This is a genomic window from Microbispora amethystogenes (assembly GCF_016863015.1).
GTDB classification, from domain to species: Bacteria; Actinomycetota; Actinomycetes; order Streptosporangiales; family Streptosporangiaceae; genus Microbispora; species Microbispora amethystogenes.
In genome coordinates, this window is the sequence record NZ_BOOB01000110.1 from 1 (window position 1) to 2,017 (window position 2,017).

General features: G+C 68.4%; 1 protein-coding gene. It reads right to left on the bottom strand.

The features are described 5' to 3' along the window. Positions 1–2,017, bottom strand: a 2,017-nt coding sequence (locus Mam01_RS35885) for a beta-xylosidase family glycoside hydrolase (protein ID WP_204289670.1), incomplete at both ends; no start/stop codon positions are given.

Sequence of the window (2,017 nt, forward strand, 5' to 3'; positions counted from 1 at the left end):
GACGGCGGTGACCGCCAGGTAGGCGGTGGTGCCGATGCAGCGGGTGCCGGCGGTGACGGTCAGCTTGACCTTCGCCGTGGAGGCGGGGGTCAGCTTGAAGTAGTCGAACTTGACCGTCTTGGACGCCGTCTGGTTGACGCCGAAGCCGAACAGGCCGACCTTGCCGGTGCCCGCCACGGCGCTGTTCTTCACCGCGGTGACCGTGCCGTTGGTGGCCAGGTCGGTCCAGGTGGTGCCGTCGGAGGAGTAGGCGCCGGTGAAGCTGTCTCCCACCTTCTTCAGGCGCAGCCACCACACCCCGGAGGTCAGGTCGGTGACCTGGGGCTGCGGGTCCTGCACGACGCCGCCGACCTCGCTGCGCAGCTCGAGCCGCCGGGTGACGGCGGAGCCCGCGGCGTTGTCCGCGACGTAGTCGAACTTCACGTAGTTCTCGTCGTCGCCGTAGACGATCAGGCCGCCCTGCTGGAACTGCTCGTTGAGAGCCGAACCGTCGACCTTGGTCTCCAGCGTCCAGTCACCGCTCGGCGCGGTCTGCAGGATGAAGTTCTTCGGGTTGCTGTTGTCGGACCCGTAGATGTCACCCTTGCTCGTGTCGATCTGGAGCTGACCACCACTGACCCGCGCCGCCGTCGCGTCGTAGCGCACGTTGGCGTTCCAGCGGCAGAGGTCGAGCGCGGTGCCCTCGAACTCGTCGCCCGGGTCCGAGGCTGTGGCCTTGTCGTCCGGCGTGATGTGGAACCAGTCGAAGGCCGCGTCCGTCACCGGGTTGTTCGTCGAGGCCAGCGAGATCAGGCCGATCTTCGGGTTGGAGATCCCGGCGAGCGGCTTGGTCTCCGACATCGCCGTGAAGTTGGTGCCGTCCGAGGAGTAGTGCGCGGTGATGTTGGTGCCGTCGCTGACGAACCGCACGTACACCGTGTCGGGGTAGGCGTCCCCGAGGTTGGCCGTGTTGCTCGCCGTCACCTCGTTGGGGCTGCCCTTGTCTTCCCGGATGAACTGGAAGATGCGGTTGGCGTGGTCGTCGGTGCCCCGTGCCTGCAGCACCATCTTGGCGTAGTTGTCGTCGTCGCCGTAGACGACCAGGCCCGCCTGCTGGTAGGTGGTGAGCGCCTTCAGCGTGAGCTTGGCGGTGGCCGTCCAGGCGCCCGACGGCATCGGCTGCACGACGATGTTCGGCGTGTCGCCGCCCGTGCTGTAGATGTCGGTGGGCGAGGTCGGGATGATCAGCTTGCCGTCGGCGACCCGCAGGTCCTGGTTCTCCCGGATGACCGACCAGCGGTCACGGTCGAGCTGGTTGCCCAGGAAGTCGTCGGAACGGCCGGTGAAGCACGCCGTGGCCGGCGCGTTCACCCTGATCTGCACCTGGGCGCTGCCGGCGGCGCCCTTGGCGTCGGTCACCGTCACCGTGGCGGTGTAGGTGCCCGGCGCGGTGTAGGTGTAGCTCGCGTTGGCCGTGGTCGGCTGCGGCGAACCGTTCACCCCGAAGTCCCACTTGTAGGTGAGCGCGTCGCCCTCGGGGTCGCTGGCGGTGGTGGTGAAGTCGACCTTCAGCGGGGCGATGCCCGTGGTCGCGTTGGCGGCCACCGACACGGTCGGGCGCTGGTTGTTGGTAGCGCCCTTGCCGACGAAGTCGACCCAGTTGAAGTTGAGCAGGTAGGCGTCGTTGGCCGCGCTCGCCGGCTTGCGCACGACGAAGTACAGCGGGCCGCTGGTCGTCGGCGGGTTGGTCAGGTCGACCGTCACGTCCTTGAACGTCTGCCAGCCGCCGGTGGGCGCGATGTCCACCGAACCGACCAGCGTGCCGTTGTCGGGGTTGCCCTGCCGGATCTGCACGGTGCCGCCGGCGCCGGCCGAGGAGGCGCGGAGACGGATCGCGGTGATGTCGGTCAGGTTGATCGGGTCGAACGACCACCAGTCGCCGTCCTGGACGAAACCGATGTTCTTGTTGCCGCCCGCGGTGTCGGTCGTGTCCTCGGTCTGCACGCCCGCGGCGTCGGTGCCCGTGCCGCCGGTGACG